Below are 16,844 nucleotides of genomic sequence, written 5' to 3' on the forward strand. Positions count from 1 at the left end.
GGCTATGAGGTAGATATCCAAAAATCAAAACCAGCTTAAATCAAGTAATGGTGCCATAGCCAATCTTTAAAAATGGTCATTCCATTTTAGGGAGGGTGCTTTTTTGTGTCAAAATCAGCATCAAAACCCATTTTCGTATAAAAACGTCCTTTGCTAAAAAAACAGTTGACGTTGATAATCATTCTCGATATAATACTGGATGGAAATGAAAATCATTATCAATAATAAAGACCATTTAAAACAACTCAGGAGGTACATAGAAAATGAAAAAACGTCACCTAAAACAAATATTTGCAAGCTTTTTAATATCTGGTGCAGTACTAGCAGGGTGCAGTGCAACTGATGAATCGAAAGAAGAAAAAGAAGTAGTTGAATCAAATGATACTGAAGAGGCAAAAGAAACGGAAACTACTGAACCAACGAAGATTAAAGCTGAAGATGAAACAGCTGCATTCGCAACTATGAAAGAGGAGCTTGGCAAAGCGAAAGAAGATCAAGAGGTAGACTGGGATTTAGTATTATCAACCTATCAAGATAATTTTAAAGGGTCTGTTGACTCGGTAAATGGTGAGATCGGAACAGCGATCGAAGCAGCAATTGAAGGTGGTAAAGCAGGAGATCTAGATGCAAATGTAGCTCGTCAACTAGTAGACAAGTTAACTCAATCCTACTTTTATCAAGTCCAAAAAGGGCTACAAAAGGACGTAGCAGCAGAGCTTGAAGCAGAGAACACAGAGAGTGCAAGTACACTATTTAACGAAATCAAAGTTCTTTCTGAACAAGTATTCCTACCGACAGCTGAAAAACGTGATGGTTATTATGAGCTAGCTGGTGAATACTCTATGGTTGAAAATATTACCAATGGGTTAGCCGTGCAGCAAGAAGCCATTGATAATGGAAATGTTGATGACTTTAAGGTATACGCACAGCTCACAGATAAATCGATTTATAAATCTTACTACTTAGCGGCGAATTCTTATGCTGAGAAAATTGCTATAGGCATGGAAGAAGGATCGGACGCAACCGAACTTCAAATTATGCAAGCGGAGGGATATGGTTTCTTACAAGCCATTTCTGGATCTTTATCTGGTGGAGATGAAGAAGCGGCAACAAAATTGAATGAGTTATTCTCCCTAAGTACGGATGCATCAATTTTGAACCAAGAAGAAATTTCTAGTCTTTTCATCAAATCGATTGTTGCAAAAACAACGGGTTATCATGAAAAAACAGCTGGAGCTTTAGAAGCTGGGGAAGAAACAGAAGCAAAAGTGGAAGCGATGGAAGGGAATATGTTTCTAAACATGCTTCAAGTGGAAGTATCTAAGCAACTTGGTGAAGAGCAGTCGGTAGAAGTAATGGCGCAAGCGAAAAGCTGGTTTGAAGCGGTTGAAAGTCAAGATATAGATTCCGCAAAACAACATAGTGATGCCATCGTATCAGTACTAACTCAACTTCAATAATCAAAGGCTACAAACGTGACTCGTTTTAAAAGTAAGGAATTATAAAATGGGTTTGGTGTTTAGTTCAATGTCCAGGTCATAAGACGAGGGCTGTCAGGAGGCAAAGAGTGCCTCAGGCCAGTTCTTGTCTTATCTTATGCTAGTCGCCGGTACCGGGCGCCTTGCGCATATCGGTGTGTCTAGCTCCAGGCGCCACCGGCTCGAGGTCATAAGTCAATCCGTCTAAAAGGTCAAAGAGCAACCTTTCAGCCGGCTTGACTTATGCTAGTCGCCGGTACCGGGCGCCTTGCGCATTTCATAAGAAGAGGCTGCGTATGTGCGGCTTCTTCTTTTTCTGTATTATGATAAAATGTAGTTCGGGTGAATAGAAAGAAATTGGAGCATCAACAGGGTGTAAAGAAGGCGATTATATGATAAAACTTCTAAAGATGATACGTTTGGTGGTAGGAACGCTATTCATACTCATTTTTCTGTTACTGGTACGGGAATTTGGAGAGAGGGAGATGTGGAGAAATATCGGGAGATTCCTTTGGGAGCACCCTATTCACCTTCTCATAGGGATGTCTTTTTATTTTGTGTCCTTTCTCTTAAAAGCATATGCATGGAAAATTGCCTTACAAAATCGAATTTCGTTTAAAACTTCCCTAGTGGGTATATGGTATAGCCTGGCTCTTAATCATCTTCTCCCAATTAAAGGGGGAGAGGTAGCAAGAGTGTATATTGGTCATTCACGGGGAAAGAACCTTTCATTATCGGAAACAGTACAGTCGGTTGCGTTTATTCGTTTCCTTGATATGTTCTCCTTGTTGCTACTAACTTTGGTTTTTGGCTACACCTTCTTTCAATATCTTTCATTACAGTGGATGTGGTTGGTGGGAATGTTCTTCCTTTTAATTCTCGTCAGTGGACTCGTGCTTGTTAAATGGCCTGAGATGGTTAAAAGGCAGTGGTCTATTTTCAAGAAGTTATTTATTCACTGGAAAACGGTGAATGTTACGATTTTAATTTTTTTAAGCTGGGTGTTAGAGGGGAGCATTTTGTTTGCTGTGATGGATGCGATTCAGCAAGGGTTTACATATTCGAACGCGCTGATGACGAATAGTGTAACTGTCTTAGGACAAGTTTTTCAAATTACACCAGGTGGAATTGCCAATTATGAGACGGTTATGAGCGTGACGCTTCGAGGTCTAGGAGTTCCCTTTGAAGTAGGTTTATTTGTGGCGATGGTAACTCATGGCCTAAAATTTTTATTTTCGTATATCGTTGGAATTATCGCATGGAGTCTCGATCCGATTTCATGGAAACAACTTAAACTATTTGCAAGACGTGAGAAGGAGAGAGAGTAAATGAAGAGTGCTTCTAAATTTGAAAAGATAGCGGCTAGATGCTGGAATTTATTAAATGAAGGAAAACCGTTTACCCCCATTTTCGTGGTGGGGACGATGTTGATGTATGGGGCATTCAATGGCGAGATACATACGGAATGGACGATGCTCCTATCTAGTTTTCTATTTCTACTACCATTCCTACTGATTTATTTCCACTATGATTTCCCGTTGTTTCTTCGGAATTACCTCTGGATTCCGCTGTTGATTTTTGTTGTAATTGGCGGAGAATTTCAGGTCGGGCTTAGTTTATTTGCGGTTGGACTTTATTTTTTCTTTACGGTTTTCTTTTGGGGAACTTTTTATTATCATCTTCGAATTGGCACATCTTGGCTGAATTTCACCCGCTTTTGGAAGCTTGTGTTGAAAAATAGTGATTCAACCAGCGGGAATGCACAAGAACAACTGCCTAAGGTCCTACTGCTTCTAAATCTCTGGTACTGGGCATATGCAAGTGGTGGAAGCCAACTTGAGTTTGACATGCGAGTGTACGGGGTCTTATTGCTCGTTTTATGGCTATATTCATTTATTCTTCATCGATACTTATTTGATTGGAAGCCAAAATATTACGAAGAGAAAGCAAGTATACCAGCGGAATTAGCTTCTCAAGACAATCAAAGCAATCGAGTGGTTGTGATTGTCATTGATGGGATGAGAAAAGAACGTTTTCAAGAAGCTCATACTCCTTTTCTTGATTCTCTTAAGGAAAACGGGACAGAATATACCAATATGGAAACCGTCTATCCGGCTCGTACGGTGGTTTGTTTTAGTTCTATGTTTACAGGAACATATCCGTTTGAACACGGGATTAAGTCAAATATGGTTTGGCGTCTAGGAATTAAAGTGGAAAGTATCTTTGATTCATTACGAAAAGTAGGAAAAAAGGGTCGCTTGTTGGGTATTGCCCATCTAGTCGATAGTATGGGAACGGATGTGGAAACAGTAACAGCGGTTATGAAAAATGATGTGGCGGATAAAAATATTATGGAAAAAGCTAAATTCATTATGAAAGAGCAGGATCCCGATTTATTTATTGTTCAACTTATTGGAACCGATCAAACAGGCCATAGTCGAGGCGTTTTATATGATGAATATTTGGAGAAAATTGCTGAAGCTGATGATCTCGTAGAAGATTTTGTGTCTTGGTTGAAGAAAGAAAAGAAAATGGACAATACAACCCTTATTGTTTGTGCAGATCACGGTCAAGCTGATGGAATTGGCGGACACGGTCATTTAGATGAAGGAGAACGCTTTGTGCCATTCTTTATGAACGGTCCAACGATTCGTCCCAACCTAAAAATAGAAGAGAAACACAGCTTGGTGTCTCTCGCTTCCACAATCGCTGTAATGCTGGGAACCCCGCTTCCAAGTCATGCAAGAGGTCCAGTATTAAAAGAGGCCTTTAAACGAAAGGAATCAACATCATGAGAAAACAAACAGTGATTGTATTTATGCCAGCTTACAATGAAGAAGAATCGATTGGTGACGTGATTCGAAACGTCCCAAGAGGTATTTCGGCTAATATTGAGGTGAAAGTCTTAGTAATCAATGATGGATCTACTGATGGTACAGTGAAGGTGGCGAACGAAGCAGGAGCCGATTATATCGTTGAGATGGATAGAAATAGTGGACTTGGAGCAGCAGTGAGAAAGGGTCTTTCACACTGTATAGAGTTAGGGGCAGATATTGCGGTAATGATAGACGCGGATGGTGAATACCCAGCGACACAAATCCCTGAATTGATTCAGCCAATTGTAATAGGTGAAGCGGATTATGTCATGGGCTCTCGATTTTTAGGAACGATTACGGGTATGAAAATTCATCGTCGACTCGGAAATTACTGTTTCACCTTGTTACAGTCTGTTCTTTTACAAAGGCGAATCCACGACGGTCAGTCCGGTATGCGTGCTTTTTCGAAAGAGGTTACCGAAGAAGCCGAAATCATACATGATTATAATTATGCTCAAGTTCTTACCTTAAACATTGTTCGTAAAGGATTCAGAATGAAGGAGATTCCTATTCGCTATTCAGTGAGAACGACTGGAAAATCATTTATTAAATTTAAAGCGTATATGACTAATGTCCTACCAGCTATATTCAAAGAAATGAGAAAACCTGTACAGAGAGTATCTTCGTCAAAAAAAACACAAAATGAAGCTCATATTTCACAAATGGAGCATTGACATTATGAATGATAATCATTATCATTGAATGTGTGGGAGGAAAGCAGATGAAAAAGCTACTTTTTTTTAGTTTATCAGTGATATTAATTCTCAATTACATAGGTATGTCTACTCGAGCCTTCGCTTATTCTTACGGAGATCCTGGAGAAGAGCAAATGGCAGAAGCATACAAGGAGCTAGAAGCTCATTTAAATCAAGGGGATTGGCAAAGTGCGAAAGAAGTGTATTCCTCCTATCAAAAAGAATTTGAACTGTACTTTACGAAAACACAGCCAGATATTGAAATAGCATTTGAAACACAAAATGAAGAACTCTTATTGAGAAGCTGGCAAGCTGCTCTTCGCTTAAATATTGAAAGACGCTTACATTTTGCAGATGATCAGTTCCAAGATTACGGGCAAGCGAAACTGTTGCTGGCCAAAGCAAGAGGAACGTTCAATGTGTTAGAGCCGTTGGCACTGGAAAAAGTAAGCCAACAAAAAGTCAATGATATATATGCAGCTTTTGATGAAGCTTTGACATCATTAGGTAATCCTGGACTGTTCGGCATTGGAAGTAAAGAAAATGACCAAGAAACATTTGTCAATAAAATAGAATTTATAGAAACGGAATTGCGACCGTTGTTTCCGATTGTGGCAGAGTTGAATGAAGATGAAAGCCATTTAACGGAAGAAAACCTGGAATTAGGATTTGCCAATGACGAAATCGGAACTTCAGCCTTTTGGCTCTGGTTGTCACTCGGTCTTGTCTTGCTATTAGTCATTTTGATTCTGTTGAATAAAAGAAAAAGGAAGGAATAGCTTCTTTTCGAACAAAGGGGGATGTCATCATGGATTTTCAGGCTTTTTTAATTACACTACGTGAAGCTTTAGAAGCCATTTTAATTGTAGGACTGATTTTATCTTATTTAACCCGTTTGAATGCTGAAAAGTATAAAAAATGGGTGTATGTTGGAGTTGGGTTAGCACTTGTCACCTCATTTTTAGTTGCGCTTATGTTCCAAGTAGTCTTCACCGGCTTTGCAAGCTTTGGGTCAGAAGTCTACTTGAAAATTTCCATAATGTTTGCTTCCGTGATTTTATTAAGTCACATGGTGCTTTGGATGAAGAAGCAATCTAAAGGAATTAATACGGAAATGCAAAAAAAAATTAATGCAGCTTTAACAGCAGGTAGTGTGTCTGCAATGATCGTTCATTCGTATTTGATTGTCGTACGTGAAGGTGTCGAAACTGTCTTTTTCTTTGCTGCAATTAGTAACGGTGATGTAACCAAAGTATTCACAAGCTACGGAGCGTTGAGTGGGTTATTAATGGCTTTAGTCATCGGTTATCTCTTTTTCTCTGGTACGATGAAAATTTCCCTAAAAGCCTTTTTCAATGTAACAGGGATACTAATTCTCTTTATCGCAGCCGGGCTATTAGTTCAAGGTATCGGTGTGATGCAAGATATCGGGAAATTAGGCTCATTATACACAACTGCTGAAGGTAAACCTGCTGATGTGTATAATATCGTTCACATTATGCCTGAGCATTATCAAGATGAATTTCACTACCAAAGAGATACAGGAAACGATGTATTAATCAATGGTCAAGTAGGGTTATTCTTTGCCGCCATGTTTGGATATAGTCATAATCCGTCACTTGAACAAATAATGGCATACACTTTATACTTTACATTTGCATTCTTATGGTCGTATTTAATCAATTCAGGTAGGATACGTTTCCCTTTTAAAAAAGCTGTTCCTGTTTCCGCAAAGCAACAAAGAAATGCAATAAAAGAAGGTAATCCGGAAGAATTGGGATCAATTAAAGCGTAGTTCACTACTTATCGAAGAAGGCCCCTCTAATAGAAACATTGACAGACTCGTTAAAAACGGGTCTTTTCTTATATAAAGACTTTTTTCGCAAAGTTTGTGGCTTTTCGTATCAGTTTATCACCAATGATTTAGCTATGTTTTAGGACATCATTTCATCTATTTTTGCTGGAAATCTACAGGGTATTGGAGGATATAATCAAAAATCTGACGAAATTGCCACATCTATACGTAAACTTCCTATTGAAGAGGGGAGATTTCCGGTTGTTAGATACGTGTCTAGCTTCAGACCCAATGAGCACGTAGTCATAAGCCAAGCCCGGTTTTGAGGAAAAAAGTGCCTCGGACCAGTTCAATCTTGTCTTATGTAAGTCTCTGATAATCGAACGCATTGCGCATTTCTAATATACTTATGAAAAGGAAGACTCTTATGAAAGTGAAATCTATTATCGCACTTATTATCTTGTACTGGGTAATCCGACTGGGATTGCTATCGCCTCTCCCTCAAACATGGGACGAAGTTGATTTTATCCTTGGAGTTAAAGAGTTTGATTTAATCAATATGCAGCCTCATTTCCCGGGATATCCTTTCTTTATGTTAGGGGGAATGGTGTTTAATCATTTTATATCTTCCCCTGAATGGGCATTGCTTCTCTTTATTCAGGTTGTTTGTATAAGTACGATTTATCCCCAATATAAACTTTCGCGTACATATTTTTCAAATGAAAAAAGTTGGTTGCTAACGTTAGCACTCCAAACATTAGCCTACCCAACTTTTATGTCTAGTTTGCCTATGAGTGAAGGAGCCGCTCTGAGTGTCTTATGGTGGTATTTATGGTCTTTGCATCAAGCTTGGCAACAAAATAAACGTGAAGCCGTTTTGTGGCCAATCTTATTCTTTAGCGTTTTGCTCGGCATTCGATTATCTTATCTTCCATTTGGGGTGGGACTCCTACTTCTAATGGTTAAACGTTTTCAGTACGATAGGTCTATTCAAGAATTATTGTCCCATGTAGCTCTAATTCTAGTTTCACAACTTATCTGGGTTACCGCATTGATTGCAAATGTAGGTTCACTGAAAACATTTGTCGATGTCGCAACCGGATTTACCGGTGGGCACTTTAATGAGTGGGGAGGAGGCGTTAGTGAAAAAACGGATATTCTTCCCCGCTTTGCAATCTATGTATTTCAAAATATTGTTTGGAATGGCTATGTAGCTACATCAGTCATTTTACTTATAAGTACGATTATACTGGTTCCAATTCTACTAAGGACATCACTGTTTCCGAAAACATTTCCGATTTTGCTATTTAGTAGTGTATGGGGTAGTTATTTCATCTGGGGATTTTTTGCTCAAAACATTGATAAACCGCGGCATATTCTTCCGCTAATTGTTTTAGGTTCTTTTGTGGGTTATGTCGTAATTGTAAAACAACAGAGTAAATGGGCAACGTACCTTTTAATTTTACACATACTAATACAGGGTGTTGTCGGATTAAATTTACTTTTCGAACATAAGTATTCAACTCCAGCAGTATACCAACTTGTGGAGAAGTTGAAGAAGGAAGAACAGCCCATTCTCGTGTATACTTGGGAAGAAACGAGGGTAATGGACTACTTAAACGTGCCTTTTTCCCATAAACGGGTTTTTACCTATCAAGAATTTTTACGAGATATTTCGATGCATCCAACGGAAACAATCTACGTAACGGGAGCAGTAATAGAAGGATTTAAGCAACAAGGAACAACAAATCTCGAAGGTCAGTTTAAAGAAGTCCAACGATTTTCATCCCTTTCTCTAAGAGATCCCGTCTATTCTGCTATTACTCTTTATCAATGGAAGTCTGAATGAGGTGACAAGAACTAATGAATGACTTAATACAACAGAAGCTTGCTGTTCTACCTGATCAGCCAGGCTGCTACTTAATGAAAGACAGGCAAGGCACCATCATTTATGTTGGGAAGGCTAAGGTTCTGAAAAATCGAGTTCGCTCGTACTTTACCGGGTCACATGATGGGAAAACACAACGGCTTGTTTCCGAAATCATCGATTTTGAATACATCGTCACCTCTACCAACTTAGAGGCACTCGTGCTGGAGTTAAACCTGATAAAAAAACACGATCCAAAATATAATGTGATGCTAAAGGATGATAAAAGTTACCCATTCATAAAAATAACAGCCGATCGTCACCCACGATTAGTGATTACAAGAAAAGTAAGTCGGGATAAAGGAAAATACTTCGGTCCGTACCCGAATGCACAAGCTGCCAATGAAACAAAAAAGCTATTAGACCGCATCTATCCTTTACGAAAATGTTCTACACTTCCTGATCGAGTATGTTTGTATTATCACATGGGTCAATGCCTCGCTCCTTGTATTAAAGAAGTAGAGGAAGAAACTTATCGTAAAATGAAAGAAGATATTACAAAATTTTTAAATGGAGGGTATCAAGACATTAAGCGGGAATTAACAGAAAAAATGTCAGCTGCGGCAGAGGAATTGGAATTTGAGCGAGCAAAGGAATATCGTGATCAGATTACCCATATCGAAGTGACAATGGAAAAACAAAAAATGACCATGAAAGACTTCACGGATCGAGATATCTTTGGATATTCTGTAGATAAAGGCTGGATGTGTGTACAGGTATTTTTCGTCCGACAAGGCAAAATGATCGAGCGAGATGTCTCATTGTTTCCGATTTATGATGAACCTGAAGAAGAATTTTTAACGTTTCTAGGTCAGTTTTATGAAAAAACCAATCATTTTAAACCAAAAGAAATTTGTTTGCCTGAACGGATTGATATCGTCTTAGTTCAGGAGCTTTTAGGGGTGAAAACCTTTCAACCTCAGAAAGGGCAAAAGAAAGAACTTGTGAAATTAGCTCAAAAGAATGCCAAGATTGCACTAATTGAAAAATTTGCTCTAGTCGAACGAAATGAGGAACGGACGATAAAAGCGGTTGAAAACTTAGGGAAAGCTATGAATATCTATCCTCCTCTTCGAATCGAAGCGTTTGATAATTCGAATATTCAAGGAACTAATGCGGTTTCGGCATTGGTTGTTTTTCTAGATGGTAAACCGGCTAAAAAAGAATACAGAAAATATAAATTAAAAACGGTCAAAGGTCCAGATGATTATGAATCGATGAGAGAAGTAGTGCGAAGACGCTATACGAGAGTACTTCGTGAAAACCTTCCTCTCCCTGACTTGATTCTTATTGATGGAGGTAAAGGACAAATTGAAGCGGCACGTGGAATCCTAGAAGATGAACTTAATCTGGATATTCCTCTTGCGGGGTTAGCGAAAGATGAAAAGCACAATACATCCCAACTTCTTTACGGAAATCCTTTAGAAGAAATTCCACTAGGAAGAACGTCACAAGAGTTTTATTTGCTTCAACGAATACAAGATGAAGTGCATCGATTTGCGATCACCTTTCATCGTGAACAACGAGGAAAATCTTTATTTCAATCTGTTCTTGATGATATTCCAGGAGTTGGACCAAAACGAAAAAAACAACTTCTTCGTCATTTTGGTTCCATGAAAAAAATGAAGGAAGCTACGGTGGAAGAGTTTATAGAGATGGGCATGCCCCAAGGGGTCGCCGCAGAAATAGTGCAAAAATTAAAAACTTAACATTGTTGCTCTTATGGATGTATGCTATAATGAATCAAAATTTCATATTATTATCACTTTAATAAGTGGTGGTAGAGGTGCGAACTTCATAAGTAAAAGTCTAGAAGAGGTAGGGCTCTAGTGACGGACTTTAAAAGGGAAGGATCGCCGAAGTGGTATATGTCTCTTCGCATATTAAGCTGGTTCTGTATTGAATAAATTCAGAATTGTCAAGATGTACTCATCTTGGAGAGCTATCTCACAGTGTATACACGGTAATTTCTGTTCGTCTATACAAGCAATGAGATCTCTATTCTCGTTGCTTTTTTTTGTGGGTGTGCTCTACTAGGTGCTTATTCATGGTCGAGAATAGAAAAGGATGGCGATAATATGGGGATTATAGTGCAGAAATTTGGCGGGACATCCGTAGGAACCGTTGAACGAATACAATCAGTGGCAGAGCGAGTGATTGAAGAGTACGATAGAGGCAATGAAGTGGTTGTAGTTGTATCTGCTATGGGAAAAACAACGGATAGCCTTGTTTCTCTTTGTAATGGTGTGAGTGGAAATCCTCCAAAGAGGGAACTCGATATGCTTCTTTCAACAGGTGAACAGGTGACGATTGCCTTGTTATCAATGGCCATTCACCAAAAAGGATACGAAGCACACTCATTTACTGGTTGGCAAGCTGGAATTGGAACAGAAAAAGTTTTCGGAAATTCTCGAATTACTTCTATTGATACAAAGAAGATTCACGCAGTACTTGGGGCAAAAAAAATTGCTGTAGTAGCAGGATTTCAAGGAATAACAGAAGATGGGGAGATTACAACCTTGGGAAGAGGGGGATCTGATACAACGGCTGTCGCCTTAGCTTCCGCTTTGAATGCTGATCGATGTGATATTTATACTGATGTAGACGGAGTGTATACTTGTGATCCACGCTTTATTGATAGAGCTAGAAAACTTGATAGTATCTCCTATGATGAAATGTTAGAACTCGCCAACTTAGGGGCCGGAGTACTTCACCCAAGAGCGGTTGAGTTCGCTAAAAATTATTGTTTGCCACTAGAAGTTCGATCAAGTATGGAGCAGAGAAAAGGAACTCGTATAGAGGAGGAAGTATCAATGGAAAAAAGCTTAGCAGTACGAGGAGTTGCCTTTGAAGAAGATATTATACGATTGACGATTTTTGGGTTATCGAATGCAGTAACAGGGTTGTCAGACATCTTCTCTACGTTAGCTCACCATCATATTGACGTAGACATTATCATTCAAAGTCAACTTGGAGATGGAACAATGAACCTTTCTTTTTCCATTAAAGAAAAAGACCTTTCCCGAACATTATTGGTATTAGAAACAGAAAAATCTCGTCTTGCTTTTGAGCGGGTAGAGTTCGAAAAAGCATTGGCAAAAGTTTCAATCGTTGGGTCTGGAATGGTATCAAATCCTGGGGTTGCCGCAAAAATGTTTGATGTTCTCACAAACGAGGGCATTGGCATAAAAATGGTCAGTACGTCAGAAATCAAAGTATCAGTAGTGGTCGCTAGGAACCAAATACAGGCCGCAGCAAGTGCGCTACACACAGCTTTCCAATTGGATAAAAGCAATATTCCTATTTAAGTGCCCAAACAATCATGCATGTAAAAAGCTGAGGTGTATTCAAAGCTTTTTCTATAGTGAATTTGTCAGATCTCCTCAGTCTTTTCGTGCATTATTTAATATGCCTGTGTTCGCAAAGTTTGTTGCTTTTCGAACCAGTCTATAAAATAGTAGATAGCTTTACTCCTGGCATTTATTCGTCTATTTTTGAGGGTTATTAGCCCCAAAAGGGAGGATTCATTTAAAATTAGATGAAATAGAAACAATGTATAGGTAAAGAGCCTATTACAATATTGTTGTTTTGAAAGGATGAATCTAATTTGAAAAAACAAGCATTCCTAAAGTAGCCAACCAATTAGACTGATTGAATGAAAAATGAAATATTTAAGGATCGCTAAATTATTGGCATACCCTGAAGAAATCAATCTTGATCATTTTTGAGATTGAAATGGCTTTTTTTTTAGGGTTGTCATCATGAAGTATTTATTCCTATCCGAAAAGAAACTTCCATTGAGAAAACATCCTTTCAATGAAAATGACCTACTCTATTTGTCACTCTTTACAAAATCAGTATCATCCCATTGGACAGTTAGCTCAACAGAAGAAGACCGTTTTTGAACGCTTTCAATCGCTTCTGTTAAAACGTGGTGTTGCTGCTCGTATTGTTGAGCAAGAAAACCTGCCTCTAGTTTAAAACACGCGTCGTTATTCATCTCTAGTCGTTTTTTTACGACCTGTCCAGATAGAGTGAAAGTCTTTCGGTGCTTCTTTTCTTTCATTAATGTTAAAATTCCCCAATTCGCTTCTTGGAAAAAATTAACTGTCTCTTCGTTGGTGGCAAGCGGGAATTTTCTAGCTAAATGTTTCCCTGCCCAGTAGGACAAATCTGCTGTATGTTTTCCTAACAGGTCTGGTATTAATGTATCTCGCAACAGTTCATAGCTAAACGCTGATACGAGTGTGCTTTGGAAATCTTCCTCTTCAGTTTTCTTCAACGTAAATCCCCACTTTCTATACTTCTATTATATACCGGTTGATGCGAAATTTCACACCTTGAATTACATCCTAACCATTTTAGTAATATAGTAATAAATCGGTTTATTTATCTGAAAATTCAATCATAATATTACAGGACGGTTGTTGTTTTCAATAGGAAACTGGTCAAAATATTTTTGCAATATTGTTCAATTTAATGTATCCGTTTTCTTGACGCGTTTACTTCATGAGAGTAAAATGAACATGTCACATAATTGTTAAAATATGAATTTTTGCAGGACTCTATTAAACTTAGTTTAAGCAGGGATAGTGCTGCAGAGTTTCATAATTAAGGGGGGTATATCATGGCTGGAAATCGCGAGTTTTATTTACGCAGGCTACATTCTTTACTAGGTGTGATCCCAGTTGGATTATTTTTAGTACAACATTTAGTAGTGAACCATTTTGCTGTGTATGGGGAAGATTCATTTGAAAAAGCGGCTCATTTTATGGAAAGTTTACCGTTTCGTTATGCATTAGAAATCTTTGTTATCTTTCTTCCATTACTATTTCATGCAATTTATGGCTTATATATTGCATTTACTGCGAAGAACAATGCAACTAAATACGGTTATTTCCGTAACTGGATGTTCGTTCTACAACGGTTCACAGGAGTTTTCACACTAATATTTATCTCATGGCATGTATGGGAAACAAGAGTACAGGTTGCACTGGGAGATGAAGTTAGCTTTCAGATGATGGAGTCGATATTATCAAATCCATTTATGTTTGCGTTTTACGTGGCGGGGATTCTTTCGACTGTTTTCCACTTTGCAAATGGTCTTTGGTCCTTCTTTGTTAGTTGGGGAATTGTTGTTTCACCAAGATCTCAAGTGATAGCTACATATGTTACACTAGCTCTGTTTGTAGCGATTTCGTATGTAGGTATCTCTGCATTATTTGCATTCATCGTTTAGTAAAATAGGGTATTTGATTGGAACGGGAATAAGGGAAAAAGGAGTGAGTCACGATGAGTAAAGGAAAAGTCATCGTAGTTGGCGGAGGTTTAGCAGGCTTAATGGCAACCATTAAGGCAGCTGAAGCAGGCACGCCAGTAGAATTATTTTCACTAGTACCAGTAAAGCGTTCTCACTCGGTGTGTGCTCAAGGCGGTATTAATGGAGCAGTAAACACAAAGGGAGAAGGAGATTCTCCTTGGGAACATTTTGATGATACAGTTTATGGCGGCGATTTTTTAGCCAATCAACCACCAGTGAAAGCCATGACAGAAGCTGCACCTGGAATTATTCATTTATTAGATCGTATGGGCGTTATGTTCAACCGGACACCGGAAGGATTATTAGACTTTCGACGCTTTGGGGGGACTCAACATCACCGTACAGCCTTTGCGGGGGCAACAACAGGACAACAATTGCTATACGCACTGGATGAGCAAGTTCGTCGTCATGAAGTTGCCGGTCTAGTAACGAAATATGAAGGATGGGAGTTTTTAGGTGCTGTAATCGATGATGAAGGAGTGTCGCGAGGAATTGTCGCACAAAACCTTCAATCGATGGAGATTAAATCTTTTGCTGCAGATGCTGTGATCATGGCAACTGGTGGACCTGGGATTATTTTCGGGAAATCAACAAATTCGGTTATCAATACGGGATCAGCGGCATCCATTGTGTATCAACAAGGCGCTATTTATTCGAATGGTGAATTTATTCAAATCCATCCAACTGCCATCCCTGGAGACGATAAACTTCGTCTAATGAGTGAATCAGCTCGTGGTGAGGGTGGACGAGTATGGACTTATAAAGACGGGAAACCATGGTATTTCTTAGAAGAGAAATATCCAGCCTATGGTAATCTGGTTCCTCGTGATATTGCCACTCGAGAGATTTTTGATGTTTGTGTCAATCAAAAGCTTGGTATCAATGGTGAGAACATGGTGTATCTAGATTTGTCTCATAAAGATCCGAAAGAGCTAGATATCAAACTCGGTGGAATCATTGAAATTTATGAAAAGTTTATGGGGGATGACCCTCGTAAAGTACCAATGAAAATTTTTCCTGCCGTTCATTATTCAATGGGTGGATTATGGGTTGATTATGATCAAATGACCAACATCCCAGGATTGTTTGCCGCGGGAGAATGTGATTACTCTCAACATGGTGGAAATCGTTTAGGCGCTAACTCTCTTCTTTCCGCAATTTATGGTGGGATGGTCGCAGGACCAAATGCCATCCGTTATATTAACGGACTTGATAAACATGTGGAAGATATCTCCTCTAGTGTATTTGATGCACATGTGCAAAAAGAGCAAGAGAAATGGGATCACATTATGTCCATGAATGGAACGGAAAATGCTTACGTTCTTCATAAAGAGCTTGGTGAGTGGATGACAGATAATGTAACGGTTGTTCGTCATAACGACAAGTTGAAGAAAACGGATGCGAAAATTCAGGAGTTAATGGAACGATACGAAAATATCAATATTCACGATACAGCAAAATGGAGCAACCAAGGCGCAATCTTCACACGTCAGCTGCAAAATATGCTTCAACTCGCCCGTGTCATCACTATTGGTGCATTACAACGTGATGAGAGCCGCGGAGCTCATTACAAACCGGATTTCCCAGATCGTAATGACGAGGATTTCCTAAAAACAACGATGGCCAAGTATAATGCAACGACCGATTCGCCGGAATTCTATTACGAAGAGGTTGATACATCACTGATTTCTCCTCGTAAACGTGACTACACGAAAAAGAAAGGGGGCAAATAATCGATGAGTAACAAAACCGTTCATTTTAGAATTACTCGTCAAGATGGTCCTGATTCTGATTCCTATGTAGAAGATTTTGTGTTAGACTATCGACCAAATATGAACGTCATTTCTGCGCTGATGGAAATCCGTCGAAATCCAGTCAATTCTAAAGGCGAAGCGACCTCGCCAATTAACTGGGACATGAACTGTCTTGAAGAGGTTTGTGGTGCTTGTTCAATGGTTATCAACGGTAAGCCCCGCCAATCCTGTACAGCATTAGTCGATAAACTTGATCAACCGATCCATTTAGAGCCAATGCGTACATTCCCTGTTGTACGTGATTTACAAGTTGATCGTAGCCGTATGTTTGACTCGTTGAAAAAGGTAAAAGCATGGATTCCAATTGATGGAACATATGATTTGGGTCCTGGACCGCGTATGCCTGAGAAGAAGCGTCAATGGGCTTATGAACTATCGAAATGTATGACCTGTGGGGTATGCTTAGAGGCGTGTCCGAATGTAAACAGTAAATCTGAATTTATCGGTCCAGCTCCACTATCACAAGTTCGCTTGTTCAATGCCCATCCAACGGGTGCAATGAATAAAGATGAGCGATTAAATTCGATTATGGATGACGGTGGACTTGCGAATTGTGGGAACTCTCAAAACTGTGTTCAGTCATGTCCAAAGGGTATTCCATTGACAACTTCAATTGCAGCACTAAATCGAGATACAACCTTGCAAATGTTTAAGAATTTCTTCGGAAGCGATAATATGGTGTAAGAAAATAGAAAACCTCACAATCTTCGGATCTGTGAGGTTTTTTATTGAATGTGAAGGGAGGGTGTCGTAAGTTTATGCCCTAGAGAATGTGAGTATAAGCCCTAAAAATAAAAATGAGTATCCCTTTTGCTCAGAATTTTGTAAGGATGTCCAAATAGATGTCCAGATTGTTGACGAAAGCAATGCTAGTCTAGTACTTGAAGAAGTTTACTATGAACAAGTTTATTTAATCGCTTTAATAAAAGTTTTTCATTT

The 16,844-nt window shown here is 39.0% G+C and carries 13 protein-coding genes and 1 riboswitch; of the genes, 12 read left to right on the forward strand and 1 reads right to left on the reverse strand.

Annotated features, from left to right (window positions below; all coding sequences use genetic code 11):
* Window positions 1-263 precede the first annotated feature (263 nt).
* From U8D43_RS20185 to U8D43_RS20225, 9 genes are all read left to right on the forward strand, one after another.
* The gene (locus tag U8D43_RS20185; protein WP_335872945.1) at window positions 264-1,460 is read left to right on the forward strand and encodes a hypothetical protein; all 1,197 of its coding nucleotides are present in this window, start codon (window positions 264-266) and stop codon (window positions 1,458-1,460) included.
* Between the two features lie 428 nt (window positions 1,461-1,888).
* Entirely contained in the window at window positions 1,889-2,806 is a 918-nt protein-coding gene (locus U8D43_RS20190) for a lysylphosphatidylglycerol synthase transmembrane domain-containing protein (protein ID WP_335872957.1), read from the forward strand.
* The gene (locus U8D43_RS20195; RefSeq protein WP_335872946.1) at window positions 2,807-4,273 is read left to right on the forward strand and encodes an alkaline phosphatase family protein; all 1,467 of its coding nucleotides are present in this window, start codon (window positions 2,807-2,809) and stop codon (window positions 4,271-4,273) included.
* Window positions 4,270-5,028 (forward strand): glycosyltransferase family 2 protein, encoded by a 759-nt coding sequence (locus tag U8D43_RS20200; RefSeq protein ID WP_335872947.1) that lies wholly within the window; start codon window positions 4,270-4,272, stop codon window positions 5,026-5,028. The genes U8D43_RS20195 and U8D43_RS20200 overlap by 4 nt, the downstream gene beginning before the upstream one ends.
* Before the next feature lie 47 nt (window positions 5,029-5,075).
* Window positions 5,076-5,828, forward strand: a complete 753-nt coding sequence (locus tag U8D43_RS20205) for a hypothetical protein (RefSeq protein WP_335872948.1) — start codon at window positions 5,076-5,078, stop codon at window positions 5,826-5,828.
* Window positions 5,829-5,857: 29 nt separating this feature from the next.
* Window positions 5,858-6,844, forward strand: a complete 987-nt coding sequence (locus tag U8D43_RS20210; protein ID WP_335872949.1) for an FTR1 family iron permease — start codon at window positions 5,858-5,860, stop codon at window positions 6,842-6,844.
* 427 nt (window positions 6,845-7,271) lie between these two features.
* Window positions 7,272-8,693 carry a hypothetical protein gene (locus U8D43_RS20215; RefSeq protein ID WP_335872950.1) on the forward strand — a complete coding sequence of 474 codons (1,422 nt, stop codon included), beginning with the start codon at window positions 7,272-7,274 and terminating at the stop codon, window positions 8,691-8,693.
* Between the two features lie 14 nt (window positions 8,694-8,707).
* Complete coding sequence (uvrC, locus tag U8D43_RS20220) at window positions 8,708-10,480, forward strand: excinuclease ABC subunit UvrC (protein ID WP_335872951.1); 1,773 nt, start codon at window positions 8,708-8,710, stop codon at window positions 10,478-10,480.
* Window positions 10,481-10,544: 64 nt separating this feature from the next.
* A riboswitch (Lysine riboswitch) is annotated at window positions 10,545-10,724 on the forward strand.
* A gap of 125 nt (window positions 10,725-10,849) precedes the next feature.
* The gene (locus U8D43_RS20225; RefSeq protein ID WP_335872952.1) at window positions 10,850-12,079 is read left to right on the forward strand and encodes an aspartate kinase; all 1,230 of its coding nucleotides are present in this window, start codon (window positions 10,850-10,852) and stop codon (window positions 12,077-12,079) included.
* Between the two features lie 524 nt (window positions 12,080-12,603).
* Here the strand turns inward: U8D43_RS20225 and U8D43_RS20230 are convergent.
* The gene (locus U8D43_RS20230) at window positions 12,604-13,053 is read right to left on the reverse strand and encodes a YslB family protein (RefSeq protein ID WP_335872953.1); all 450 of its coding nucleotides are present in this window, start codon (window positions 13,051-13,053) and stop codon (window positions 12,604-12,606) included.
* 345 nt (window positions 13,054-13,398) lie between these two features.
* Between U8D43_RS20230 and U8D43_RS20235 the strand changes: the two genes are divergently transcribed.
* From U8D43_RS20235 to sdhB, 3 genes are read left to right on the forward strand one after another with little or no spacing between them, the layout of a single operon-like run.
* Entirely contained in the window at window positions 13,399-14,010 is a 612-nt protein-coding gene (locus U8D43_RS20235) for a succinate dehydrogenase cytochrome b558 subunit (RefSeq protein ID WP_335872954.1), read from the forward strand.
* 53 nt (window positions 14,011-14,063) lie between these two features.
* Window positions 14,064-15,824, forward strand: a complete 1,761-nt coding sequence (sdhA, locus tag U8D43_RS20240; RefSeq protein ID WP_335872955.1) for a succinate dehydrogenase flavoprotein subunit — start codon at window positions 14,064-14,066, stop codon at window positions 15,822-15,824.
* A gap of 3 nt (window positions 15,825-15,827) precedes the next feature.
* Entirely contained in the window at window positions 15,828-16,589 is a 762-nt protein-coding gene (gene sdhB, locus U8D43_RS20245) for a succinate dehydrogenase iron-sulfur subunit (RefSeq protein WP_335872956.1), read from the forward strand.
* Window positions 16,590-16,844 lie beyond the last annotated feature (255 nt).

The organism is Bacillus sp. 2205SS5-2 (genome assembly GCF_037024155.1).
Lineage (GTDB): Bacteria > Bacillota > Bacilli > Bacillales > Bacillaceae_K > Bacillus_CI.